This window comes from Actinomadura decatromicini (genome assembly GCF_008121305.1).
Taxonomy (GTDB): Bacteria; Actinomycetota; Actinomycetes; order Streptosporangiales; family Streptosporangiaceae; genus Spirillospora; species Spirillospora syzygii.
Genome location: NZ_VSRQ01000001.1, coordinates 1,699,629 through 1,724,109, shown reverse-complemented (window position 1 = coordinate 1,724,109; position 24,481 = coordinate 1,699,629). Strand labels below are relative to the sequence as shown.

19 protein-coding genes are annotated in these 24,481 nt (G+C 73.2%); 14 read left to right on the top strand and 5 right to left on the bottom strand.

Annotated features, from left to right (window positions below; all coding sequences use genetic code 11):
* Window positions 1-53: 53 nt before the first annotated feature.
* From FXF68_RS07120 to ptsP, 5 genes are all read left to right on the top strand, one after another.
* The gene (locus FXF68_RS07120; RefSeq protein WP_148758034.1) at window positions 54-287 is read left to right on the top strand and encodes a PTS sugar transporter subunit IIB; all 234 of its coding nucleotides are present in this window, start codon (window positions 54-56) and stop codon (window positions 285-287) included.
* A 58-nt stretch (window positions 288-345) separates the two neighbouring features.
* The gene (locus tag FXF68_RS07115; RefSeq protein WP_148758033.1) at window positions 346-795 is read left to right on the top strand and encodes a PTS sugar transporter subunit IIA; all 450 of its coding nucleotides are present in this window, start codon (window positions 346-348) and stop codon (window positions 793-795) included.
* A gap of 4 nt (window positions 796-799) precedes the next feature.
* Entirely contained in the window at window positions 800-1,489 is a 690-nt protein-coding gene (locus FXF68_RS07110) for an HAD family hydrolase (protein ID WP_148758032.1), read from the top strand.
* 66 nt (window positions 1,490-1,555) lie between these two features.
* Complete coding sequence (locus tag FXF68_RS07105) at window positions 1,556-1,828, top strand: HPr family phosphocarrier protein (protein ID WP_148354172.1); 273 nt, start codon at window positions 1,556-1,558, stop codon at window positions 1,826-1,828.
* A 1-nt stretch (window position 1,829) separates the two neighbouring features.
* The gene (gene ptsP / locus FXF68_RS07100) at window positions 1,830-3,545 is read left to right on the top strand and encodes a phosphoenolpyruvate--protein phosphotransferase (protein ID WP_246178375.1); all 1,716 of its coding nucleotides are present in this window, start codon (window positions 1,830-1,832) and stop codon (window positions 3,543-3,545) included.
* Here ptsP and FXF68_RS07095 read toward each other — a convergent pair.
* The 3 genes from FXF68_RS07095 to FXF68_RS07085 form a co-directional block, all read right to left on the bottom strand.
* Complete coding sequence (locus FXF68_RS07095) at window positions 3,542-4,048, bottom strand: hypothetical protein (protein WP_148758031.1); 507 nt, start codon at window positions 4,046-4,048, stop codon at window positions 3,542-3,544. The genes ptsP and FXF68_RS07095 overlap by 4 nt on opposite strands.
* Before the next feature lie 88 nt (window positions 4,049-4,136).
* Window positions 4,137-5,774 carry a glycoside hydrolase family 3 protein gene (locus FXF68_RS07090; protein WP_148758030.1) on the bottom strand — a complete coding sequence of 546 codons (1,638 nt, stop codon included), beginning with the start codon at window positions 5,772-5,774 and terminating at the stop codon, window positions 4,137-4,139.
* Between the two features lie 193 nt (window positions 5,775-5,967).
* Window positions 5,968-7,176, bottom strand: a complete 1,209-nt coding sequence (locus FXF68_RS07085) for an N-acetylglucosamine kinase (RefSeq protein ID WP_246178374.1) — start codon at window positions 7,174-7,176, stop codon at window positions 5,968-5,970.
* A 160-nt stretch (window positions 7,177-7,336) separates the two neighbouring features.
* On the opposite strand from FXF68_RS07085, the gene FXF68_RS07080 reads away from it, so the two are divergent.
* From FXF68_RS07080 to FXF68_RS07040, 9 genes are all read left to right on the top strand, one after another.
* The gene (locus tag FXF68_RS07080) at window positions 7,337-8,254 is read left to right on the top strand and encodes a MurR/RpiR family transcriptional regulator (protein ID WP_187437775.1); all 918 of its coding nucleotides are present in this window, start codon (window positions 7,337-7,339) and stop codon (window positions 8,252-8,254) included.
* Window positions 8,251-9,147, top strand: coding sequence for an N-acetylmuramic acid 6-phosphate etherase (murQ, locus tag FXF68_RS07075; protein WP_148758029.1), 897 nt, complete (start codon window positions 8,251-8,253; stop codon window positions 9,145-9,147). Before FXF68_RS07080 ends, murQ begins: the two co-directional genes overlap by 4 nt.
* 192 nt (window positions 9,148-9,339) lie before the next feature.
* Window positions 9,340-9,987: an HAD family hydrolase gene (locus FXF68_RS07070; RefSeq protein WP_246178372.1), complete on the top strand. Its 648-nt coding sequence runs from the start codon at window positions 9,340-9,342 to the stop codon at window positions 9,985-9,987.
* A gap of 24 nt (window positions 9,988-10,011) precedes the next feature.
* Window positions 10,012-10,521 (top strand): DUF6912 family protein, encoded by a 510-nt coding sequence (locus FXF68_RS07065; RefSeq protein WP_148758027.1) that lies wholly within the window; start codon window positions 10,012-10,014, stop codon window positions 10,519-10,521.
* 91 nt (window positions 10,522-10,612) lie between these two features.
* Window positions 10,613-12,241, top strand: a complete 1,629-nt coding sequence (gene pruA, locus FXF68_RS07060) for an L-glutamate gamma-semialdehyde dehydrogenase (protein WP_148758026.1) — start codon at window positions 10,613-10,615, stop codon at window positions 12,239-12,241.
* 89 nt (window positions 12,242-12,330) lie between these two features.
* Complete coding sequence (locus FXF68_RS07055; protein WP_148758025.1) at window positions 12,331-13,041, top strand: HAD family hydrolase; 711 nt, start codon at window positions 12,331-12,333, stop codon at window positions 13,039-13,041.
* 128 nt (window positions 13,042-13,169) lie between these two features.
* On the top strand, window positions 13,170-15,125 hold the full coding sequence (locus tag FXF68_RS07050) for an acetoacetate--CoA ligase (RefSeq protein WP_148758024.1): 1,956 nt from the start codon (window positions 13,170-13,172) through the stop codon (window positions 15,123-15,125).
* A gap of 193 nt (window positions 15,126-15,318) precedes the next feature.
* On the top strand, window positions 15,319-16,935 hold the full coding sequence (locus FXF68_RS42985) for a serine/threonine-protein kinase (RefSeq protein ID WP_222869828.1): 1,617 nt from the start codon (window positions 15,319-15,321) through the stop codon (window positions 16,933-16,935).
* 216 nt (window positions 16,936-17,151) lie between these two features.
* Window positions 17,152-22,008, top strand: a complete 4,857-nt coding sequence (locus tag FXF68_RS07040; RefSeq protein ID WP_148758023.1) for an NAD-glutamate dehydrogenase — start codon at window positions 17,152-17,154, stop codon at window positions 22,006-22,008.
* Window positions 22,009-22,128: 120 nt separating this feature from the next.
* On the opposite strand, the gene FXF68_RS07035 is transcribed toward FXF68_RS07040, so the two are convergent.
* Together FXF68_RS07035 and prfB are read right to left on the bottom strand one after the other, a co-directional pair.
* Window positions 22,129-23,124, bottom strand: a complete 996-nt coding sequence (locus FXF68_RS07035) for a DUF8094 domain-containing protein (RefSeq protein WP_148758022.1) — start codon at window positions 23,122-23,124, stop codon at window positions 22,129-22,131.
* A 140-nt stretch (window positions 23,125-23,264) separates the two neighbouring features.
* A complete protein-coding gene (prfB, locus tag FXF68_RS07030) occupies window positions 23,265-24,371 on the bottom strand; it encodes a peptide chain release factor 2 (RefSeq protein ID WP_148758021.1) in 1,107 nt (368 codons plus the stop codon).
* Window positions 24,372-24,481: the final 110 nt, after the last annotated feature.

The following is a 24,481-nucleotide window of genomic DNA, read 5'->3' as shown; positions in this document are numbered from 1 at the left end:
AGCGATCCCCGAGTGGCCCGCGACGCCGGGCCCGGCCCGACAGGAGAAACGACATGGACAAGGCCGAGGCGATCGTCGCCGCCCTGGGCGGCGCCGAGAACATCGTGGAGATCGAGCCGTGCGCGACCCGGCTGCGCACGGAGGTCGCGGACCCGAGCAAGGTCGACGACGCCGCGCTGAAGAAGGCGGGCGCGTTCGGCGTCATGCGCAGCGGCGTCGTCGTGCAGGTCGTCGTCGGCCCCGAGGCCGACACCATCTCCAGCGACATCGAGGACATCCTCGACTGACCCATCCCCACGGAGCCGCTCCGAGCGAGCCGCTCCCACCGACCCAGAGGACCCCCTGATGACCCGAGTACTGTCACCGGTCTCCGGCCGGGTCGTCGGCCTGGCCGGCGTCCCCGACCCGGTGTTCGCCCAGGCCATGGTGGGCCCGGGCACGGCGGTCGACCCCGAGCGCGGCCCGGGCCAGGCGATCGCCCCGGTCACCGGCAAGATCGTCAAGCTGCATCCACACGCCTACGTCGTCGTGGACGAGGAAGGCCACGGGGTGCTCGTCCACCTCGGCATCGACACCGTCAAGCTGAAGGGGGAGGGCTTCGACCTCCTCGTCGGCGAGGGCGACCAGGTCGTGTCCGGGCAGCCGGTCGTCGGCTGGAACCCGGCCGTGATCGAGGCGGGCGGGCGCTCGCCGGTCTGCGCGGTCGTGGCCCTGGACGCGGGCGCCGACGCCCTCTCGGACGTGGTGGAGTCGGGCGAGGTGACGAAGGGGGCCGAGCTGTTCACATGGAGCTGATCGGATGGCGGTGATCGACCTGGACGCCGCCGTGTTCGACCTCGACGGCACCCTCATCGACACCGAGCCGCGCAACCGGGTGATGTGGACGCGGCTGTTCGACGCGCACGGCGCCCCCTACGACGACGCGGTGATCGCGTCGTTCGCGGGGCGCCGCGGGCGCGAGGTGCTCCAGGAGCTGGCGCACCTGTTCCCCGGCCGGACGGTCGAGGAGCTGTTCGAGCAGGCGCAGTCCTACGGGACGCTGCCCGACCTGCCGCACGCCGCGCCCGTGCCCGGGGCCGTCGGCCTCGTCCGGTCGCTGGCCGGGGCGGGCGTGCCGCTCGCGGTGGTGACGTCCGGGCGGCGCGGCTACGCCGAGGGCCTGCTGGCCGAGCTGGGCGTCCGCGACCTGCTCGACGTCGTCGTGACCGCGGACGACGTCGACACCGGCAAGCCCCACCCGGAGGGCTACCTGGCCGCCGCGCGGGACCTCGGCGTCCCGCCCGAGGCGGCGGTCGGGTTCGAGGACGCCCCGGCGGGCGTGGCGGCCGTGAAGTCGGCGGGCATGACCTGCGTGGGCGTCGGCACCACGCAGCCCGCGGACGCGCTGGCCGGGGCCGACCACGTGGTCGCCGACCTGAACGAGGTGGACGTCGTGCCGGGCCCCGCGCTGCGGGTGCGCGGCCCGCGTCCCCGTGAACACCAGAGTTGACCCCGAACACCAGAGTTGACCCGTAAGACCAGAGTTGACCAGGGACAAGCTGAGAGGGAGTGTGCCGTGACCGAGCGCAAGGTCAAGATCGAGTCGAGGGTGGGGCTGCACGCGCGGCCGGCCGCGCTGTTCGTCCAGACGGCGGCCAAGGCCCCGATGGACGTGACCGTGGCCAAGCACGGCGGCGCCCCGGTGAACGCCAAGAGCATCCTCGCCGTGCTGGGCCTGGACGCCCGGCACGGGGAGGAGGTCGTGCTGTCCGCGGAGGGCGCGGGCGCCGACGAGCTGCTCGACGACCTGGAGCGGCTGCTCGCCACGCCGGAGCCCGAGGGAGCCTGACGTGGGTTCGTCGCAGGACGGGAAGTCGTCGCAGCCCGGTGGCCCGCTGCACGGCGCCGGGGTCAGCCCCGGCGTCGGCGTCGGGCCGGTGCGCACCATCGCCGGGGCCGTCCCGGAGCCGCCCGCCGGGTCGCGGCACGGCGGGGACGCCGCCGCCGAGCGCGCCGTCGCGGCGGCCGCGCTGGAGGCGGTCGCCGCCGACCTTGAGGACCGCGGGGAACGCGCCGCCGCCGTGGGCAACACCGACGGCCGCGACGTGCTGAACGCGCAGGCCCTGATGGCCCGCGACCCCGGCCTCGCCGACGGCGTCGGTGCCCGGATCGACGACGGCGCCGCCGCTCCCCGCGCGGTCTTCGAGGCGTTCGGCGTCTACCGGGACATGCTGGCCGGGGCGGGCGAGTACATGGCCGCCCGGGTCACCGACCTGGACGACATCCGGGACCGGACGATCGCCCGGCTGCTCGGCCTGCCGATGCCCGGCGTGCCCACCTCCGACGAACCGTTCGTGCTGGTCGCCCGCGACCTCGCTCCCGCGGACACGGCCGTCCTCGACCCCGCGCGGGTCGTCGCGTTCGTGACCGAGGAGGGCGGGCCGACCAGCCACACCGCGATCCTCGCCCGGACGATGGGCGTGCCCGCCGTGGTCGCGCTGCCGGGCGCGACGTCCCTCGCGGACGGGACCCGCGTCCTCGTCGACGGCAGCGCCGGGACGGTCGTCCCGGACCCGTCCGACGCCGAGGTCGCGGCGGCCCGCGCCGCCGTGGCCGCCCGCGCGTCCGCGCTCGCGGAATCCTCCGGCCCCGGCGCCACCAAGGACGGCCACGCGGTGCCGCTGCTCGCGAACATCGGCGGCCCGAAGGACGTCGACGCGGCGCTGGAGCACGGCGCCGAGGGCGTCGGCCTGTACCGCACCGAGTTCCTCTTCCTCGACCGCTCGACGCCGCCGAGCGCGGACGAGCAGGAGGACGCCTACCGCAGGGTCCTGGAGGCGTTCCCGGACGGCCGCGTCGTCGTCCGCACCCTGGACGCCGGCGCCGACAAGCCGCTCGCGTTCCTGCCGCCGCCCGCCGAGGAGCCGAACCCGGCGCTCGGCGAGCGCGGCCTGCGGATGACCCGGCTGCACCCCGAGGTGCTGTCCGCGCAGCTCGCGGCGCTCGCCCGCGCGGCGTCCGGGCTGCCCGTGAAACTCCAGGTCATGGCCCCGATGGTGGCGGACGCCGACGAGGCCGCCTACTTCGCCGGGGTCTGCCGGGACGCGGGCATCGAGCATCCCGGCGTCATGATCGAGATCCCGGCGGCGGCGCTGCGCGCCCGCGACCTCGCCCCGGAGGTCGAGTTCTTCAGCATCGGGACGAACGACCTCACCCAGTACGCCTGCGCCGCGGACCGGCAGGTCGGCGCCCTCGCCAACCTCCAGGACCCGTGGCAGCCCGCCGTCCTCGACCTGGTCGCGCCCGCGGCCGGGGCGGGCGTCCCGTGCGGGGTGTGCGGCGAGGCGGCCGGGGACCCGGCGCTCGCCTGCGTCCTCGTCGGGCTCGGGGTGACGTCGCTGTCGATGAGCGCGCCGTCGCTGCCGCTGGTGCGGGCCGCGCTCGCCCGGCACACGCTGGACGAGTGCCGCCGGGCCGCGTCCGCCGCCCGCGCGGCCCGCACCGCCGCCGAGGCCCGCGAAGCCGCCCGCGCCCACCTGCCGCACCTCGCCGACCTGGGAATCTAACCCTCCTGAGAGGGAGCGAGCTGCCAGTACGGGCCGGTCTTGCGGAGGGTGAAGGCCGCCGCGAGGAGGCCGCCGGGGCGGGCGGGCTCGCCCGCCCACTTCAACTGCTCGAAGCGGACGGTGTACTCGCCGTCCGCCGGGCCGTCCTCGCAGGCCGGGACGGTCACGCCGCGCAGCGCCGCCACGTCCTGCGGGCGCAGCTGCGCGCGGGCGCGCAGGAACCCGGCGCGGCAGCCGCCCGCCCGGCCGAACGCGGCCCGCTCGAACTCGGGCGTCAGGTACGCGCAGGCCCGGACGTTGCCCGCCGCGACGCCGCGCAGGTACTTGTAGAGCGCGAGCCGCGCGGGGAAGGTGTCGGCCGGAGCCGCCGAGGTGGCGCCGTCGACCAGCCGCGAGTCGCCGGGCTCGGGGGTGAGCGGCGGCATCGACAGGTCCGGCTCGCCGCCGCACGCGGTGGACGCCGCGAACAGGAACACGACCGCGATGAGCGCGCGGACACGCACGGGGACCTCCTGGGGGCCGAAGGCGCGCCGATCCTCCCAGGAGACGGGCGCCCCCGTCCACACGGCCGGTCCAGACGGCCGGTCCGGGTCACCTGTAGGCGAGGCCGTGACCGACGCGCTGCCCGCCCGCCGGGACGGGGAGCTTCCCGGTCGGCTTCACCGCGCCGCTCAGCACCCCGGCGAGCGCCCCGACCGACACCGCGCCGGACGAGTACGTCGCCAGCGCGGCCCGCGCGCCGCGCGCCGCGTCGAGGTCGTAGGGGCGGCCGAGCGCGGCGACGACGACCGGCTTCGACCCGGCGGCGCGGATCCGCGCCGCCGTCGCCGCCCCCGCGTTCTCCGTGGTCAGCACGATGACGTCGGCCGAACCGGCGGTGGTGACCGCGACGCCCCGGCGGCGCAGCGCGGTGGTCAGCGCCGCGCTCGCGGGCCCCGTGACCGCGACCTTCCCGCCCTTGAGCGGCAGCAGGCCGCGGTCGTTGCGGACGAGCGTCACCGCCCGCTCGGCGACCCGCCGGGCGGTGGCGCGGTGCGCGGGCGTCCCGATCGCGGCGGCGGCCTTCGCCGGGTCGGCGGACGTCCCCTGGAACAGCCCGCGCCGCTGCTTGAGCTTCAGGATCCGCGTGACCGACTCGTCCAGCCGCCGCTGCGAGATCTTCCCGGACCGGACGGCGGCCACCACCGCCCGGTACGCGCGCGGCAGGCTCGGCGGCATCAGCACCTGGTCGGCGCCCGCGAGGATCGCGCGGACCGGCACCACCGCGTCGCCGTACTTCTGCCGGACGCCCGCCATCTCCAGCGAGTCGGTGGTGATCACGCCCTGGTAGCCGAGCGTGCCGCGCAGCAGCCCGGTCAGCACGGTCCTCGACAGCGTGGACGGGTCGCCCGACCGGTCGAGCTTCGGCACCACGATGTGCGCCGTCATGATCATGTCGGCCCCGGCGGCGACCGCCGCCCGGAACGGGGGCGCGTCGAGCCGCTCCCACGTCGCCCGCGAGTGGGTGATCACCGGCAGCCCGGTGTGGCTGTCGGTCGCCGTGTCGCCGTGCCCGGGGAAGTGCTTCGGGCTGACCGCGACCCCGGCGTCCTGGTAGCCCTGGATCGCCCCGGTCACCATCTTCGACGCGAGCGCCGGGTCGGCGCCGAACGAGCGCAGCCCGATCACCGGGTTGCGCGGGTTCACGTTGACGTCGGCGTCCGGCGCGTAGTCGAGGTTGATCCCGACCGCGCGCAGCTCGGCGCCGGTGACCCGGCCGGCGGCGCGGGCGTCCGCCGGGTCCGAGGTGGCGCCGAGCGCCATGTTGCCGGGGAACCGGGTGATGAACGGGGTGCGGGACACGATGCCCTGCTCCTCGTCCACGCCGAGCAGCAGCGGGATCTTCGACGCCTTCTGCAGCGCGTTCGACTGCGCCGCCGTCCGGGCCGGGGACGAGAAGTTCTCGGGGAAGTAGATCAGCCCGCCGACGCGGTACTTCCGGATCTTGGCGAGGCCGTCGGCGCGGCTGGAGAAGCGCGTCACGAACAGCTGCCCGACCTTCTCGGCGAGCGACATCTTCGCCACCCGGCCGGGGATCCAGGCGTCCGGCGCGGGTGTGGGCCGTCCCGCCGGGCCGGGGGAGCCGGAGCGGCCCGCCGCCGGGCGCTCGCCGCCGTCGCCGCCACCGCCGCATCCCGCGGCCAGCGCCAACGCGAGGGCCGCGACCGCTACGGGACGGGAAGCACGCACCCGGTCAACGCTACGGCATCATCGGGCGCGGCCGTCACCGTGGTCACAGCGAGATCACGATGGACCCCAGGATCACCATTCGCGGATCGTGTGGGGTCCATCGCGATGACCCCGGACGGCGTCGATGCCGTCTGCCAGGGATCGGCCGGGCCGATCGGCGGCCGGGCCGGGCGCCGGGCGGAGCGCGGTCGGCTCAGCCGGGCAGGGGGTGGCCGAGGCGGCGCAGCGCCATCCCGGCCGCGCCGACCGCGCCGTCGCCCGCGCAGCGCGGCGCCGCGGCGAAGCGGTCGCGCAGCCCGGTCCGGACGGCCTCGGCGACGGGTCCCTCGCGCAGTACCGAGCCGTGCATCACGACCGGGGCGCGGGGATCGGACAGGGCCGGGCGCACCGCGTCCACGTCGCGGAGCAGCCACTGCGCGGCCTCTTCGGTGATGCGCCGGGCCACCGGATCACCGGCGGCCGCGGCGGCGGCGACCACCGGGCCGAGCCGCCCGAGGGCCGCGGGCGGACGGCCGTACACCTCCTTGATGATCGCCTGGGCGAGCCGGGGATTCGGCGGCGGGTCGGGCGAGCCGCCGCCGAGCCCGCCGCCGGGCGGCGGCTGGCAGGGCCCGTCGCTCCCGGTGGCGGGGCTGGGCGGATCGGACAGCAGCACGGCGGTTCCCGTGCCGCCCGGTGCGGGGGTGCCTGCTCCGGAGGCGAGCGCGCCGCCCTGCGCGAGGACCGAAGCGCCTTGTGACGACGAAGGGGCGCCGGCCAAGGCCAGCGCCCGCGGGGAAGGGCGAGGTCTTCGCCGTTCTCCGTCGATCTCCGCCACCACCGTGGCGCCGAGGAGCGCCCGCGGGACCGAGTCGGTGAGGAGCGTCGGGGAGCCTCGGCCGTCGTAGGCGGCGAGCGCCGCGCGGACGGCCTCCTTCCCGAGCCACACCGCCGAACCCTCGTCCCCGACCAGCCAGCCGTAGCCGTCCGCGCGCTGCACGATCGCGCCGTCGTTGATGACCGCCGCGCCGGCGCCCGTGCCGGAGAACACCACGATGCCCTTGGGCTCGGGTGTCCCGGCGGCGAACGCCACCGCGATATCGGTCACCACCGCGGGCGAGCCGCGCAGGCCGACGGCCTGCCACGCCTGCCGCGCCGCCGCGACGGCCGCGGGCCGTCCGGCGGAGCCGGCGCCGGCGATGCCGAACACGCCGGTGAGGATGTGGGTTCGGTCCAGGTCCCCGAGTGCTTCCCGCAGGGCCGTGGTCAGGGCCCCGGCGGTGTCGCCTCCAGAGTTGGGGTTGGCCCCGGGGCCGGTGCCGGAACCGGCCAGAGCACCCCCCAGCGTCAGTACTACGCAGCGGGTCTTCGTGCCACCCGCGTCGATACCGACCACGTAAGGACCGGCCAAATGGGTCAACACATGGCGACCGTAGCCTTTTCTACCGTTGACGTGACATCTCGCACGTAAGAAAATTTCCGCCATGAGGAAACCGATCGGCTCCGAGCGGAGCCCCGAACAGGGCGCCGAGCGGGGGATCACGGGGGAGCCCGGTGCGCCACGAGAGGAGGCGGCGTCTCACGTGCAGACAAACGACAGAGAGAGGGACAGAGAGGCGACGCCGCTGAGCACCGTGGTGCGGGTCCGCTCGCTGCTGCCCTCGCTGCCCCCCGCCGAGCGACGTGTCGCTCAACGTGTCATCGACGACCCCGAGGGGGTCGCCAACTCCACCATCACCGAACTCGCCCAGACTTGCGGCACGTCCGAAACCACGGTCATCAGGTTCTGCCGGGCGATCGGGTTTCACGGCTACCCGGAGCTGCGGCTGACCCTCGCCACCGAGGCGGGACGCGCGCAGAGCGCCGCCGGCGGGCGGGTCATCGGCAGTGACATCAGTCCCGACGACTCGCTGGAACAGATCGTCGAGAAGGTGACCTTCGCCGACGCCCGCGCCGTCGAGGAGACCGCCTCGCAGCTCGACATCAAGATGCTCGAACAGGTCGTGGACGCGGTCGTCGCCGCGGACCGGGTCGACGTCTACGGGGTCGGCGCCAGCGCGTTCGTCGCGGCCGACTTCCAGCAGAAGCTGCACCGGATCGGCCGCGTCTGCTCGGCCTGGGCGGACGCGCACATCATGTTGACCAGCGCCGCCGTCCTGAAGACCGGGGACGTCGCGATCGGCATCTCGCACACCGGCGCGACGGTCGAGACGATCGACGCGATGGAGGTCGCCCGGAGCAGGGGCGCGCGGACGGTCGCGCTCACCAACTTCCCCAAGTCCCCGATCGCGGAGGTGGCCGACCTGATCCTGACCACGGCGGCGCGGGAGACGACCTTCCGCTCCGGCGCCACCGCCAGCCGGCTGGCGCAGCTCACGGTGGTCGACTGCGTCTTCGTCGGAGTGGCGCAGCGCACCTACGGGCCGACCCGCAAGGCCCTGGAAGCCACATTCGAGGCGGTCCGCGGCCGGACCGTGCGACCCGACCGGAGGCGTCGGTGATCGACTGCGAGCTCCCCACCGAGGGCCGCAACCCGCGGACCCTCGACGTCGACACGCTGCCGACCCTGGAGGTGCTGCGCCTGATCAACTCTGAGGACGCGACGGTGCCGATGGCCGTGGCCTCCGTCCTGCCGGAGGTCGCCCGGCTGGTCGACATCGCCGTGGACTCGCTCCGCTCCGGCGGGCGGGTGCACTACTTCGGGGCCGGGACGTCCGGCCGGCTGGCCGTGATCGACGCGGCCGAGCTGCCCCCGACGTTCGGCATCTGGGGCCGCGTCGTGGCGCACCACGCGGGCGGGCCCGGCGCCCTGTCCCAGGCGATCTCGGACGTCGAGGACGACGTCGAGCTCGGCCGCCGGGACGCGCGCGACGTCCAGTCAGGGGACGTCGCCGTCGGGATCGCGGCGAGCGGCCGCACCCCGTACGTGGTGGGCGCGCTGCGCGCCGCCACCGCGCTCGGCGCCCGCACCGCACTGATCAGCTGCAACCCGCACACCCCCTACGGAGACGAGGTGGAGGTGCACATCGGGCTCGCCACCGGGCCCGAGGTGATCACCGGCTCCACCCGGATGAAGGCGGGCACGGCGACCAAGCTCGTGCTCAACTCCTTCTCCACCACACTGATGATCAGGATGGGGCGCACCTACTCCAACCTGATGGTCAGCGTGAACGCGCTGAACTCCAAACTGCGCGCCCGGCTGGTGCGCATCCTCACCGAGGCGACCGGGATGGACGCCCGGACCTGCGAGAACGCCCTCACCGAGGCGGGCGGCAACACGCGGGTCGCGCTGGTCTCGCTGCTCGGCGAGGTCCCCGCGGCGCGCGCGACGGTGGTGCTCGAAGAGACCGACGGCGGCGTCCGCGAGGCGCTGCAGCGGCTCAGGTCGGCGTGAGCGAACCCCGGTGGAGAGCGCACCGGAACGGACGGCCCGGCGGGGGAGACGCCGGCCGCTAGGAAATCTCCGTGATCATGCGATCGTCCCCGCACCGGTCGCATGATCACGGACCCCGCGCCCCCGTCCGGCGCGGCCGGGCGGGTAGAACGCGGTTCGGTGAATCGCCCGGAATCGCCTACGATCTGGGACGTGCCCGACGAACGACCGGTCAAGGCCGTGATCACCGACTGGGGCGGCGTGCTGACGTCCCCCCTCAACGACGCCATCGACGTGTGGCTCGCCGCCGAGCGCATCGACGTGGAGCGCTACAAGGACGTCATGCGCGCCTGGGTCAAGCAGGCGTACGACGGCAGCGACGTCAACCCGATCCACGGCCTGGAGGACGGCTCGCTCCCCGTCGCGGAGTTCGAGGGCCTCCTCGCCGCCGAGCTGCGCACCGTCGAGGGCGACCCGGTCGAGGCGGCGGGGCTGATCGCCCGGATGTTCGGCGCGTTCGCGCCCGTCCACCCGATGTACGACGCGCTCCGCGCGGTCCGCGCCGCCGGCGCCCGCACGGCCCTGTTGTCCAACTCGTGGGGCAACGACTATCCGCACGACCTGTTCGCGGACCTCTTCGACGCCGTCGTGATCTCGTCCGAGGTCGGGCTCCGCAAGCCGGACGAGCGCATCTTCCGGCACGCGCTCGGCCTCCTCGGGCTGGACGCCGCCGACTGCGTCTTCATCGACGACATCGAGCACAACGTCCGCGCGGCGGAGGCGCTCGGCATCCGGGGCATCCACCACACCGCCCCGGGCGCCACGATCGCCGAACTGCGGAGCCTGCGCGTCCTGCCGTGACGGTCTGGCAGACTGGCTGACCTCATGCGCCTCTACCTGCCGTCCACGCTCACGCTGCTCGCCCGCGCCCACGCCGCGCGGGAGGTCGGCCCCGCCCCGCTCGCCGCGCACGCGGTCACGCCCGCGCTGCGCGAGTGGTACGTCGGCGGCGACCTGGAGGAGCTGGAGTACGCGGCGATGTCCGCCGCCGCCCGCGCCTCGCTGCGGCTGCTCGCCGAAGACCCGGCCGCGCCGCGCCGCCGCGTGGTCCTCGCCGCCGAGGTCACCGACGACCTGGTGCGCCGGACGCCCGGCGACGCCCGGCTCGCCGACGACGACCGGGCCCTGGTCGAGGTCGCCGCGGTGATCCCCTGGCAGCGCATCGCGTCCGGGCACGTGGACGACGAGGACGCCGTCCCCGACGTCGCCGCCGCCGTCGAGGCCCTCGCGGCCGCCGACGCGGGCGACGACGACGCCCGGTTCACGGTCGACGGCGCCGAGGGCCACGACCTCCTCTGGTACGCCACCCAGGAGCTCCCCCACCTGCTCGACTGACCGCTCGGCGATTCGCCGGGCTGGCGGTATGGCCGGACGTGGGCGGGTAGGGCCTGCGACAACGCCAGTCGTATTCGCAGGGGGCCGTCAGATGGACGCCGTCACCACCGTCCCGGAGCCGGTGAACGAGCCGGTGCGCGGCTACGCGCCCGGCAGCGGCGAGCGCGCCGCGCTGGAGGCGCGGATCAAGGAGCTCGCGGGCGCGCAGACCGAGCTGACGATGACGATCGGCGGGGAGCGGCGCATGGGCGCGGGCACGCCGGTCGACGTGGTCGAGCCGCACAACCGCCGCCACGTCCTCGGCCGGATGGGGAACGCGAGCGAGGCGGACGTGGTCGAGGCGATCGCGGCGGCCCGGGAGGCGGCGCCCGGCTGGCGGGCCATGTCCTTCGACGACCGCGCCGCGATCTTCCTGCGCGCCGCCGACCTGCTCGCCGGGCCGTGGCGGCCGACGCTGAACGCCGCGACGATCCTCGGGCAGTCCAAGTCGGTGCAGCAGGCCGAGATCGACGCGGCCTGCGAGCTGATCGACTTCTGGCGGTTCAACGTCCGGTACGCGCAACGGATACACGAGATCCAGCCGCTGTCGTCGCCGGGCATGTGGAACCGGCTGGAGTACCGGCCGCTCGAAGGGTTCGTCCTCGCGATCACCCCGTTCAACTTCAGCGCGATCGCGGGGAACCTGCCGACCTCGCCCGCGATCATGGGGAACGTCGTGGTGTGGAAGCCGTCCCCGACGCAGCAGCTCGCCGCGCACTTCACGATGCGGGTGCTGGAGGCCGCCGGGCTCCCGCCCGGCGTGATCAACCTCGTCACCGGGGACGGGCGGGCCGTCTCGAACGTCGCGCTGCGCCACCCCGACCTCGCCGGATTGCACTTCACCGGCTCCGCCGCCACCTTCCAGAACCTCTGGCGGACGATCGGCGAGAACATCTCCGCCTACAAGGGGTACCCGCGGGTCGTCGGCGAGACCGGCGGCAAGGACTTCGTCGTCGCGCACCCGTCCGCCGACCCGGCCGTGGTGAAGACCGCGCTGGTCCGGGGGGCGTTCGAGTACCAGGGGCAGAAGTGCTCCGCCGCGTCCCGCGCCTATGTCCCGCGCTCGGTCTGGGACGGCATGCGCGACGGCTTCCTCGCCGAGACCGAGTCGCTCACCATGGGAAACGTCGCCGAGGACCTGTCGCTGTTCATGGGCGCGGTGATCGACGACCGGGCGTTCGCCAAGCACGAGCGGGCGATCGAGCGGGCCCGCGCCACCGCGTCCATCCAGATCCTGGTGGGCGGCACGCTGGACGACTCCGACGGCTACTTCGTCCGGCCGACGGTGCTGGAGGCGTCCGACCCGACCGACGAGGTCTTCACCGACGAGTACTTCGGGCCGATCCTCGCCGTGCACGTCTACGACGACGGCGACTACGAGACCGTCCTGCACCAGATGGAGGGCGTCTCGGAGTACGGGCTGACCGGCTCGATCATCGCCGAGGACCGGCACGTGATCGACGCCGCCACCGAGACCCTCCGGTTCGCCGCCGGGAACTTCTACATCAACGACAAGCCGACCGGGTCGATCGTCGGGCAGCAGCCGTTCGGCGGCGCCCGCGCGTCCGGCACCAACGACAAGGCGGGCTCGGTCTTCAACCTCACCCGCTGGACGAGCGTCCGCTCCATCAAGGAGACGTTCGTCCCCCCGACCGACTACCGCTACCCCCACATGGGCTAGCGAGCAGCACCCTGGTTGCGTGCAGCGTGGAGAAAGGCCGACGATAAGGTCGGCCCATCCACGCTCAACTAGCCGCGCATGGGAACGGGATGTCGACGCTGAACCGTCTGGTGCTGTGGAACATCGATCAGACCCTGGTCGACGTCGGGCGGGTCACCCGGGACGCCTACGCCGAGGCGTTCCAGCGGACCATCGGACGGCCCCTCGTCCGGCTCGCGCCCACCCCCGGCCGCACCGAGTCCGAGATCATCTTCGAGACCCTCGCGTTCAACGACGTCGTCACCACCGACGACCACCTGCCCGCCTTCTTCACCGCGCTGGCCGAGGCGTTCGGCACCCGCCGCGCCGACCTGCGCGCCCACGGCCGCGTCCTCGCCGGTGCGCGCGAGGCCGTCGAGGCGCTCGCCCACGTCCCCGGCGTGGTGCAGTCGGTGCTGACCGGGTCGGTGCGGCCGAACGCCGTCCTGAAGGTGACCGAGCTGGGCCTCGCGCCCCGCCTCGACCTGGACGCGGGCGGCTACGAGAACGGCGTCTACAGCAAGGCCGCCCTCCTCGAACTCGCCCGGACCCGCGCCGCCGAGCGGCACGGCGCCCGCTACCCCGAGGCGGCGACCGTCTACATCGCCGACTCGCCCCGCGACGTCCAGGCCGCCCGCATCGCGGGCTCGCCGATCATCGCCGTCGCCACCGGCAGCGCCACCCAGGCCGAGCTGCGCGCGGCGGGCGCCGATCGCGTCCTCGCGACCCTCGCCGACACGAACGCCGTCGTCAGCGCCGTCGCGGAGCTGACCCGCATCTGACCCGCGACCGGCTCGGCGGCGGGGGCTGTGAGCTGGGCGTGGAGCGGGCGGCGGTAGGTTGCGTGGAATGCGGGACCGGCCCGATATTGGGATGGCCGCGCGGCGCCGCGCGGCGGGGAGGGAGCGAGATGTCCCGTGAGGTGACCGAAGGCTCGACGCTGTGGGAGCCGTCGGAGGAGGTCGTCGCGAACGCGCGGGTGACCCACTTCGTCCACTGGCTGTGGGACCGGGGCGTCCTCACCGAGTCCTACGACGACCTCTGGCGCTGGTCGGTCACCGAGGTCGACGCCTTCTGGGACGCGATCTGGTCGTACTTCCAGGTCGTCGGCGAGCGGGGCGACGGCCCCGTCCGGACGGGCGGCCCCATGCCGGTCGACGGCCTGAAATGGTTCCCCGGCGCGACCCTCAACTACGCGGCGAACGCGCTGCGCCGGGCCGAGGAGGCCCCGGACGAGACGGCCGTGGTCTTCCGCTCCGAGGCGGGCGGGCACCGCGTCATCTCGCACCGGGAGCTGGCGCTGCACGTGGCGGAGGTCCGCGCGGGCCTGGCCGAGCTGGGCGTCGGCAAGGGCGACCGGGTCGCCGCCTACGTCCCGAACATCCCCGAGGCGCTGATCTGCTTCCTCGCCACCGCGTCGCTCGGCGCGATCTGGTCGTCCTGCTCCCCGGACTTCGGCTCCTCCTCGGTGATCGACCGGTTCGCGCAGATCGAGCCCAAGGTGCTCATCGCCGTAGACGGCTACGCCTACAACGGCAAGCGGTTCGACCGCGGCGGCGTCGTCGCCGAGATCGAGGCCGCGCTGCCGACCCTCGCCGCCACGGTCCTGATCCCCTACCTCGACCCGGCCGCCACCCCGGACGGTCTGCGCGTCGGCATGCACTACGGCGATCTGCCCCGTCCCGGGCACGACACCCTCGAGTTCGAGGCCGTCCCGTTCGACCATCCCCTGTGGGTCGTCTACTCGTCGGGGACGACGGGCCTGCCCAAGCCGCTCGTGCACGGGCACGGCGGGGTCGTCCTGGAGCACCTCAAAGCCTTGTCCTTCCACCAGGACCTCGGGCCAGAGGACGTCTTCTTCTGGTTCACCACGACCGGCTGGATGATGTGGAACTACCTCATCGGCGGTCTTCTGGTGGGTGCGACCGTCGTCATGTACGACGGGGCCCCCGTCGAGCTGTGGAAGCTCGCCGCCGAGAGCGGCGTCACCTACATGGGGGTCGGCGCGCCGTACATCACGGCGTCCGCCAAGGACGGGCAGCGTCCGGGCGAGGAACACGACCTTTCCGGGCTGCGCGGCATCGGCTCCACCGGTTCACCGCTCCCGCCCGAAGGGTTCGCGTGGGTGTACGACGCGGTCGGCAGCGACCTGCTGCTCGGCTCGTTCTCCGGCGGCACCGACCTGTGCACCGGGTTCGTCGGGCCGTCGCCGCTGCTTCCGCTGCGCGCGGGCGTCATCCAGTGCCGGGGCCTCGGCGCGAAGGTCGAGGCGTTCGGCGACGACGGCAAGCCCGTCGTGGACGAGGTCGGCGAACTCGTCATCACCGAGCCCATGCCGTCCATGCCGGTGTTCTTCTGGAACGACGAGAACGGCGAGCGGTACCGCGAGTCCTACTTCGACATGTTCCCGGACACCTGGCGGCACGGCGACTGGCTGAAGATCCTCCCGGACGGCGGCTGCGTCATCTACGGACGGTCCGACTCCACCCTGAACAGGGGCGGCGTCCGGATGGGGACGTCCGACTTCTACCGCGTCGTCGAGGCGTTCGACGAGATCGCCGACAGCCTCGTCATCGACACCGGACGGCTCGGCCGGGAGGGCAGGCTGCTGCTGTACGTCCAGCTCGCGGAGGGCGCGTCGCTGGACGACGACCTGCTCGGACGGCTCAAGCGCGAGCTGCGGACGGCGCTGTCGCCCCGGCACGTCCCGGACGAGATCCACGCCGTCCCCGGCGTCCCGCGCACGCTGTCGGGCAAGAAGCTGGAGGTCCCCGTCCGCAAGATCCTCCAGGGCACCCCGGTGGACGAGGCGGCCAACCGCGACTCCATGGCCAACCCGGAAGTCCTCCAACACTTCACCCCCTAGTCGGATTCTGTCCGCATTAAGGTTGTCGTCCGGCCATTCGTGGCCGACGGGACGCGGTGCCGCAGAACACACCGTAAGGTCGCATGACCGGGTGAACTTCACGCGGGCCTCAGGCGTCTCACAGTCAGAGGGGTGATCCGGGCCGCAGGGGGCATCAGGCGGCCCGTCGATCGAGAGAGGGACGGTTCCACGCATGGAGGTTGGGGCGCTGCGGTCCGGGGACCCGGATCGGCTGGGGTCGTACGCCCTGATCGGCCGGGTGGGCGAGGGCGGTCAGGGCACCGTCTTCCTCGGCGCGGACGACGACGGCAGGCAGGTCGCGATCAAGCTCCTGCACGCCGAGCTGACGTCCGACGACAAGGCCAGGGCGAGGTTCCTGCGCGAGCTGGAGGTCGCCAAGCGGGTCGCGCCGTTCTGCACCGCGCAGGTGATCGACGCCGACGCGGACGGCGAGCGGCCCTACATCGTCAGCGAGTACGTGCGGGGGCCGTCGCTGAACCAGCAGGTCATGGCGCACGGCCCGCTGGACGGCGCCGCCCTCGACCGGCTCGCGGTCGGCACCGCGACCGCGCTCGCCGCGATCCACCAGGCGAAGATCGTCCACCGCGACTTCAAGCCGCACAACGTGCTGATCGGCCCGGACGGCCCGCGCGTCATCGACTTCGGCGTCGCCCGCGCGCTCAGCGCCGGGACGACGCTCACCAGCCGGGTGATCGGCACGCCGTCCTACATGGCGCCCGAGCAGATCGGCGGCGACGAGGTCGGGACGCCCGCCGACGTGTTCTGCTGGGCGGCGACCCTGGTGTTCGCCGCCACCGGCGAGCCCCCGTTCGGCCAGGACACGATCCCCGCCGTGATCAACCGCATCCTGAACGAGGAGCCCGACCTCGGCGACCTCGGCGGCGCGCTGCGCGAGCTGGTGCTCGACTGCCTGGAGAAGGACCCGGCCGACCGGCCCGGCGCCCGGCAGGTGCTGATGCGGCTGCTCGGCCACGACGACGCCTCGCTGCACGGGCCGCGGCGCCGGGACGCCCGCCCCGCCGACGACACCGACGAGAACGCGATGCTCGCCGCGGGCTCGGTCCGCGCCGCGGAGGCCGTCACCGGCGACGTCTTCGACCCCGACCCGGTGTTCGGCGACGACCCCGTCTTCGACGACGACGCCGCCTACGACGACGAGCCCGTCTTCAACGACCCGGAGGCGTCCCCGGCCGCGGTCGCGTTCCACAGCGCGTTCGGACGGTCCGAGGACGACCCGGACGACGACCTGCACGACGGCCTCCACGACCACCTGCACGACGACCTGCACCAGACCCCGGCCGAATGGGCCGCCGGGAACACGCTGCCCAGCGACCTCGACCCGGTCGCGCCGGGCGACGGCGGCGGCCGCGGCCGCGGCCTGCGCGGCGTGCTCGCCGGGTCCGGCCGCTCGGCCCTGCTCGCCGGGGCCGCCGCGCTGTTCGTGGCGATCGTCGTGGTGTCGTCCGTCCTCGCGCTCAGCTCCGGCGACAAGGGCAAGGCGGGGCAGAAGGTCGCCGACCCGAGCGCGCCGCCCACCTCGTCCGGCTCCGTCCCGAGCATGGAGCTGCCGACGAGCCGGAAACCCGCGCACACGCAGACCACGCCGACGTATCAGCCGACGCAGTCCTCCGAGTCGCCGTCCGACAGCCCGACGCCGACCAGCCCGACTCCGTCCGCCACCAAGCCGACGAAGCCGACGCCGCCCGACTCGCACGGGCCGTCCGACCCCTCCAGCGGTCCCGGCGACCCCTCGGGACCGCCCGACCCGTCGGGCAATCCCGCCCCCTAGCAGGGCCTTCGCAAGATCCGTCCCAACCCCTGGGACGAGTTCGCCGATCGTCGACGGACGTCCGCGGCGGCCTGGCAGGCTGGGATGAGCAGGGTGGGGCAGGCCACGTCGCCGTCCCGGCCGGGTAGGTCGGTTTTGCGGTGTTTCGTAGCTACGCTCGTGCAGTGAGCGTCGCCACAACGGAGTGGCGAAGGTTCTCTAGGGGAGTTGTTGTTGATGGGCGGCATGCTCGATCAAGCGAAGGACGACCTGCTCAGGCGGGCCGCGGAAACATGCGCGGGGCATCCGGGGGCGCGCGGCGAGGACCTGGAGGAGGCCGTCGCCTACCTCCGGCTCTACTACCGCCACGTCGACCGCGAGGACCTGCTGTCCCGCGACCCGGCGGCCGTCTGCGGCCCCGCGATGGCGCACCGCGCGCTCGGCGAGGAGCGGCCGCAGGGACGCGCGAAGGTCCGCGTCTTCACCCCGACGCTGGACGAGGACGGCTGGGACCCGGGCCACACCGTCGTCCAGGTCGTCACCGACGACATGCCGTTCCTCGTCGACTCGGTCACGATGGAGCTGTCCCGGCACCAGCTCGCCACGCACCTGATCGTCCACCCGCTGCTCGGCGTCGACCGCGACGTCGCGGGCCACCTGCGGGCCTTCCGCGGCAAGCTCGACAGCGACGACGACATCGACGAGTCGTGGATGCACATCGAGGTCGACCGGACGAGCGACCCGGCCGCCCTCGACCGGCTCGAGAAGGACCTGCTGCGCGTCCTCCAGGACGTCCGCGTCGCCGTCGAGGACGAGCCGAAGATGCGCGCCCGCGCCGGGGAGATCGCCGCCGCCATCAAGGCGGCCGCGCCGCCGCTGCCGGAGAAGGAGCTCGCCGAAGGCGTCGAGCTGCTCGACTGGCTCGCCGACGGCCACTTCACCTTCCTCGGCTACCGCGACTACACCCTCACCGAGGGCGAGGACGCGGACGGGCACAACGGGCTCGCCCTGCGCCCCGAGCCCGGCACCGGCCTCGGCATCCTGCGCAGCGACAAGCGCGAGTCCGACAGCTTCGCGGCGCTGCCGCCCGAGGTGCGCGAGAAGGCGACGGAGAAGCGCCTGCTCGTCATCACCAAGGCGAACTCGCGCTCCACCGTCCACCGGCCGCTGTACCTCGACTACATCGGGGTGAAGAAGTTCGACGGGTCCGGCGCGGTCATCGGCGAGCGCCGCTTCCTCGGGCTGTTCACCCACGTCGCCTACAGCGAGTCGATCGCGCACGTGCCCGTTCTCAAGCGCAAGCTCGAGGAGGTGCTCGAGCAGGCCGGGTTCCCCGCCGACAGCTACGACGGGCAGGACCTCGTCGAGACGCTGGAGGGCTACCCGCGCGACGAGCTGTTCCAGATGTCGGTGGACGACCTGCTCCCCATCGCGCTCGGCGTGCTGCGGCTGCGCGAGCGCCGCCAGCTCAAGCTGTTCCTGCGCAAGGACATGTACGGCCGCTACATGTCCTGCATGGTCTACCTGCCGCGCGACCGCTACACCACCAAGGTCCGGCTGCGCATCCAGGAGATGCTGAGGGAGGCGTTCGAGGGCGTCAGCGTCGACTACAGCGCGAACGTCACCGAGTCGAACCTCGCCCGGCTGCACGTCGTGGTGCGGGGCGAGCGCGGCCGTCCGCTGCCCGACGTCGACGTGTCCAACCTGGAGGCGCGCCTCGCCGCCGCCATCCGCTCCTGGGAGGACGACCTCGGCGACGCGATCGTCGACCAGTGCGGCGAGGAACGCTCCGGGACGCTCGCCCGCCGCTTCGGCGAGGCGTTCCCCGAGGGCTACAAGGCCGACTTCCCGGCCCGCACCGCCGTCGCCGACCTGCGCCGCCTGGACGACCTGTCCGGCGACGCCGACACGTCGATCGACCTGTACGAGCCGGACGGCGCCGAGCCCGGCGAGCGGCGCCTGAAGATCTACCGGCTGGGCGAGCCGATCTCGCTGTCCCGGGTCCTGCCGCTGCTGCAGAACATGGGCGTCGAGGTGATCGACGAGCGGCCCTACGAGATCAACTCGGCGGAGGGGCAGCGCTACTGGATCTACGACCTCGGCCTGCGGTACCAGCCGCCCGCCGACGTCGCGGAGGACGCCGTCAAGGGGCTGTTCCAGGACGCCTTCACCCGGCTGTGGCGCGGCGAGATCGAGAACGACGGGTTCAACGCGCTCGTCCTGCACGTCGGGCTGAACTGGTGGCAGGCGATGATCCTGCGCTCCTACGCCCTGTACCTCCGCCAGGCCGGGACGACGTTCTCCAAGCGGTACATCGAGCAGGTGCTGCTGCGGAACTCGTCCATCACGCGGCTGATCGTCCGGCTGTGGGAGAGCCGCCTCGACCCGTCCCTGCAGGGCGGCGAGGAGGAGCGCAGCGCCGGGATCACCGAGGAGCTCCAGGGCAAGCTGGACGAGGTCGCGAGCCTCGACGAGGACCGCATCCTGCGCGCGTACCTGGCGCTCGTCCAGGCGACGCTGCGCACGAACCACTACCAGGGCAAGCCGTACCTGGCGATGAAGTTCGACCCGCAGGGCATCCCCGACCTGCCCGAGCCGCGCCCGAAGTACGAGGTGTTCGTGTACTCGCCGAAGGTCGAGGGCGTGCACCTGCGGTTCGGGTCGGTGGCGCGCGGCGGGCTGCGCTGGTCCGACCGCCGCGAGGACTTCCGCACCGAGATCCTCGGGCTGGTCAAGGCGCAGGCGGTGAAGAACACCGTGATCGTCCCGGCGGGGGCGAAGGGCGGGTTCGTCGGCAAGCAGCTGCCCGACCCGTCCGTCGACCGCGACGCCTGGTGGCAGGCCGGGATCGCCTGCTACAAGGACTTCATCTCCGGCCTGCTCGACCTCACCGACAACCTCGTGGACGGGAAGGTCGTCCCGCCGCCGAACGTCGTCCGGCACGACGGCGACGACACCTACCTGGTGGTCGCCGCCGACAAGGGCACCGCGACGTTCTCCGACATCGCGAACGGGGTCGCCGCCGAGTACGGCTTCTGGCTCGGCGACGCCTTCGCCTCGGGCGGGTCGGTCGGCTACGACCACAAGGGCATGGGCATCACCGCCCGCGGCGCCTGGGAGTCGGTGAAGTACCACTTCCGCGCGCTCGGCAAGGACGTCCAGAGCGAGGAGTTCACCGCGGTCGGCATCGGCGACATGTCCGGCGACGTGTTCGGCAACGGGATGCTGCTGTCCGAGCACATCCGCCTCGTCGCGGCGTTCGACCACCGGCACGTCTTCATCGACCCGGACCCCGACCCGGCGGCCTCGTTCGCCGAGCGCCGCCGCCTGTTCGAGCTGCCGCGCAGCAGTTGGGCCGACTACGACACGGCGCTGATCTCCAAGGGCGGCGGCGTGTTCCCGCGCACCGCCAAGTCGATCGCGCTCACCCCGCAGATGCGGGTCGCGCTCGGCATCGCGGACAGCGTCAAGGCGCTCGCGCCGTTCGAGCTGATCAGGGCCATCCTCAAGGCGCCCGTCGACCTGCTGTGGAACGGCGGCATCGGCACCTACGTCAAGTCGTCCGCCGAGAACAACGCCGACGTCGGCGACAAGGCCAACGACCCCGTCCGGGTGGACGGCGGCGAGCTGCGCTGCAAGGTGGTCGGCGAGGGCGGCAACCTCGGCGTCACCCAGCTCGGCCGGATCGAGTTCGCCCGCGGCGGCGGACTCATCAACACCGACTTCATCGACAACTCCGCCGGGGTCGACACGTCCGACCACGAGGTCAACATCAAGATCCTGCTCGACCAGGCGGTGCGGGACGGCGAGCTGACCGGCGAGCAGCGCGACGGCCTGCTCTACGAGATGACCGACGAGGTCGGACGGCTCGTCCTGCGCGACAACTACGCGCAGAACGTCGTGCTCGCCGCGGCCCGCGCGCAGGCCCCGGCGATGCTCCACATCCACGCCCGCTACCTGCGGAAACTCGAACGGGACGGCCGCCTCCAGCGGCGCCTTGAGTTCCTGCCGGACGACAAGGCCCTGGCCGAGCGGCGGCAGTCCGGGCTCGGGCTCACCAGCCCCGAGTTCTCCGTCCTGCTGGCCTACGCCAAGCTCGCCCTCGACCACGACCTCGTCGCCTCCGACCTGGCCGACGACCCTTACCTGGAGTCGTGGCTGGTCGACTACTTCCCGACCCCGCTGCGCGAACGGTTCCGGCCCTACATGGACCGGCACCCGCTGCGCCGCGAGATCATCACCACCGCCGTGGTGAACGACCTGATCAACGCCAGCGGCTCCACGTTCGTGTTCCGGATGAACGAGGAGACGGGCGCGTCGTCGTCCGACATCGCCCGCGCCTACCTCGTCGCCCGCGACGTGTTCGAGATGCCGAAGTTCTGGCGGTCGGTCGAGGGCCTGTCCGACCAGGTGGACGAGTCGACGCAGATCGCGATGCTGCTGGAGGCGCGCAAGCTCACCGAGCGCGGCGCCCGCTGGCTGCTGCACAACCGGCGCCCGCCGTTCGACATCCGCGAGACGATCGACTTCTTCGCGGGCAGCGCCGCCACGCTCAGCACCCACCTGTCGAAGCTGCTCGTCGGCCTGGACCTGTCCGCCTTCGAGCAGCGCCGGGACGGGTTCGCGCAGCGCGGCGTCCCGGACGAGCTGGCCGAGCGGTGCGCGACGTTCGTCCCTGCCTTCTCCACGTTCGACCTGGTGGGCATCGCCCACGACACGGCACGCCCGGTGGAGGAGGTCGCGGAGGTCTACTTCGACCTCGCGGACCGGCTGCAACTGTCGCGGCTCCGCGAACGGATCATCGCGCTGCCCCGCGATGACAAGTGGCGCTCGATGGCCCGCTCCGCGCTCCGCGACGACCTGTACACCGCCCACGCGGCCCTGACCAGGGACGTCCTCGTCACCAGCGAACCCGGCGGCCAGCCGGAGGAGCGCATGGTCCACTGGGCGGAGAAGAACAGGCCGGCCGTCCAACGAGCCCAGCAGACCCTGAGCGAGATCTGGGAGAGCGACAGCTTCGACCTGGCGACCCTCTCGGTAGCCCTGGGCGCGATCCGCACCCTGGTCACCGCCAGTTCACTCCCCGCTGACTAGCCCAGGGGGCCGCCCTGCGGCCACCCGCTCCGTCCACACGGAAGCGAGAACACCACCGGGTGCCGGAGCGGGCCCGCTGCAGCGGTCGGAGGAGCGGGACCGCCCGGCACCCGGTGGAGGTCAGGAGCCGTGTACCGCGACGGCCTTGCGGTACATGGCGGCGACGGCGGCGCGTCCCTTCGGCGGGACGGTCGCCAGGTACTGGACGAGGACGGTCGTGTCCATCCGCGTCGTCGCGGCGCGGGCCGGGGCGAGACCGAGGAGGTCGCCGCCGACGGTGAGCGCGCCGGGCTTGGACGACGAGTACGCCTCGTTCTGCTTGAGGACGTACCAGACGAGGGCCCCGCGGTCCTTCGTGCGGAGCGCGTACACCCCGTACGGGGTGGTGGAGAACCGCGACGAGAGCGTGACGCCGCGTCCGGCCAGGGTCTTCTCGCCCTGCTGGAGCGCCTTGTACGTCTCGCTGGTCTTCGCCCCGTCGGCGAGGAGCGCCGCGCCGGACGCCCGCGGGCCCTCGGTGAGCAGCGCGGCGTGCGCCCGCGGCAGCCGCTCCGGCGGGACGGCGAGGCCGTCGGCGTCCGGCCGGACCGGCGTGGCCGTGCCGTCCGGGGCCAGCGCGACCCGGTTGAGGACGTCCTCCCCCGAGTAGGGCGCCGCGGCCAGCAGCCAGGGCGCGCCCTCCCTGGCCTGCGTGAACAGCATCGCGTACTGGAGCGTCTGCTTGCCCTTCCCGCTGACCACGGCGGACGCGAACCAGTGCGGATAGCCGGTCAGGCGCGGGATGTAGTACGCCGTGGGCGTGAACTCCACCTTCGGTGCGCGCTGCCGGGCGGCGCGGCGGAACTTCAGCGCCGCGACGTCCATGGACAGTTGCGGATCGGCCTCGATCGTGCTCAGGGCCGTTCCGTTGAAGCGCCGCGCGGCCTGGTTCGCGCGGTCGGAGTAGGACGCGAGCACCTGCTCGGCCTGCGCCCTGCTGAGTGCGGGTGTGCCCGCGGGTTCGCCCTGTTCTGCGGACGAAGTGTTGTTCCCGCCGCCCGAGCATCCCGCGCTGAGCGCCGCGGCGACCAGCAGGGATGAGGTGACTGAGGCGGTGGTGGCGGTGCGTGCGGCCATGCGAAGCCCCCCGATATGGCGTCGGCGATCCGGACCGCAGGACATCTTCGCAGAGTGACCGACAGGTCACTCTCTGAATACGAAACTCGCCGAGAAAGTTCTCGGCGCGGGACTCACCACCGCCGGGGGAGCGGCGTGGGTTACTGCTCCTGCTGGCGCATCCAGCGGATCTCGGCCTCGATGAACTCGTCGATGTCGCCGTCGAGCACGCCGGACGGGTTGCCGACCTCGACGCCGGTGCGCAGGTCCTTCACGATCTGGTACGGGTGCAGCACGTAGTTGCGGATCTGCGTGCCCCAGCTGCTGGTGCCCTCGCCGCGCAGGGCGGACATCTTCTCCGCCTCCTCCTGCCGCTTGCGCTCCAGGAGCTTCGCCTGCAGGACGTTCATCGCCGTCGCCTTGTTCTGGATCTGGCTGCGCTCGTTCTGGCAGGACACGACGATCCCGGAGGGGAGGTGGGTGATCCGCACCGCGGAGTCGGTGGTGTTGACGCCCTGGCCGCCCGGCCCGGACGACCGGTACACGTCGATCCGCAGGTCGTTCTCGTCGATGTCGACGTGGTCGCTCTGCTCGACCACGGGCACGACGTCCAGCCCGGCGAACGAGGTCTGGCGGCGGCCCTGGTTGTCGAACGGGGAGATGCGGACGAGGCGGTGCGTCCCGTGCTCGCCGCGCAGCGTCCCGTAGGCGTAGGGGGCCTTGACGGTGAAGGTCGTCGACTTGATCCCGGCCTCTTCGGCGTAGGACGTCTCGTACACCTCGGTCGGGTAGTTGTGGCGCTCGGCCCACCGCAGGTACATGCGCTGGAGCTGCTCCGCCCAGTCGGCGGCGTCGACCCCGCCAGCCTGCGCGTTGATGGTGACGAGCGCCTCGCGGGCGTCGTACTCGCCCGACATCAGCGTGCGGACCTCAAGCTGCTGGACGGCCTTGCGCAGGGCGGCGAGCTCCTCGTCGGCCTCCGTGCGGGTGGCCTCGTCGTCCATCTCGCCGGCGAGCTCGTAGAGCGTGACGGTGTCGTCCAGCCGCTGGCGCAACGCCTCGACGCGGTTGAGCTCGGCCTCCAGGTAGGACAGGCGGCGCGTCACCGTCTGGGCGCGCTCCTGGTCGTTCCACAGCTCGGGGTCGGCGGACTGCTCGCGCAGCTCGGCGATGTCGCGCCGCATGCCGTCGAGGTCCAGCACCTGCTCGATGCCGGACAGTGTCGAGCCGAGCTCCTTGAGCTCCTCTTCCGGTTCGATGCCTGCCACGTCCCCGAGCTTAGCGCCGTCCCGGCACTGCTGGTCGCGCGCGGACGCCCTGTGGACAACGTGCGGGCGCCCCACGGGCCCGAGCGGGGCGGCCCGTGCCCACGTGCCGG

Coding starts and splice junctions, on each gene's coding strand:
- FXF68_RS07120 (WP_148758034.1), top strand. CDS start 54: ATGGACAAGGCCGAGGCGATCGTCGCCGCCCTGGGCGGCGCCGAGAAC.
- FXF68_RS07115 (WP_148758033.1), top strand. CDS start 346: ATGACCCGAGTACTGTCACCGGTCTCCGGCCGGGTCGTCGGCCTGGCC.
- FXF68_RS07055 (WP_148758025.1), top strand. CDS start 12,331: ATGTCGACGCTGAACCGTCTGGTGCTGTGGAACATCGATCAGACCCTG.
- FXF68_RS07040 (WP_148758023.1), top strand. CDS start 17,152: ATGGGCGGCATGCTCGATCAAGCGAAGGACGACCTGCTCAGGCGGGCC.
- FXF68_RS07110 (WP_148758032.1), top strand. CDS start 800: ATGGCGGTGATCGACCTGGACGCCGCCGTGTTCGACCTCGACGGCACC.
- FXF68_RS07050 (WP_148758024.1), top strand. CDS start 13,170: ATGTCCCGTGAGGTGACCGAAGGCTCGACGCTGTGGGAGCCGTCGGAG.
- FXF68_RS07065 (WP_148758027.1), top strand. CDS start 10,012: ATGCGCCTCTACCTGCCGTCCACGCTCACGCTGCTCGCCCGCGCCCAC.
- FXF68_RS42985 (WP_222869828.1), top strand. CDS start 15,319: ATGGAGGTTGGGGCGCTGCGGTCCGGGGACCCGGATCGGCTGGGGTCG.
- FXF68_RS07035 (WP_148758022.1), bottom strand. CDS start 23,124: ATGGCCGCACGCACCGCCACCACCGCCTCAGTCACCTCATCCCTGCTG.
- pruA (WP_148758026.1), top strand. CDS start 10,613: ATGGACGCCGTCACCACCGTCCCGGAGCCGGTGAACGAGCCGGTGCGC.